At 35.3% G+C, this 303-nt stretch carries 1 protein-coding gene; it reads right to left on the bottom strand.

Annotated features, from left to right (window positions below; translation table 11 throughout):
* Window positions 1-303: phosphotransferase (locus ACFIM8_RS09275; RefSeq protein ID WP_375614849.1), on the bottom strand; the 303-nt coding region annotated here is incomplete at both ends.

Genomic DNA, 303 nt, shown 5'->3' with positions numbered 1-303 from the left:
AGATAATCTTGGACTGGTGAAAAATGTTAAGATATCCAATTCCGGACTGGCTTCTTGACATAAATCCCAATCCACGACCATAAAAGAATTCTCAGGAGTAACAATGATATTATCAGGATGTAAATCTCCATGTGATAAGATTATATTTTTGCTTAATCGATCTTGAAAGATCTTATTGATTTGATCAATAATCGCCTTTTGATGTAGAAAATCCATTTGGCTTAATGCAGTACCCCGGATAAACTCCCATTCGACTACTTCATCGCAAAGTGTTATCAAATTTGGTGCAGGATAGAGACTTTG

This window comes from Bartonella sp. AC535YNZD (assembly GCF_042196625.1).
Lineage (GTDB): Bacteria > Pseudomonadota > Alphaproteobacteria > Rhizobiales > Rhizobiaceae > Bartonella.
This window is presented reverse-complemented; position numbering and strand designations above follow the sequence as displayed.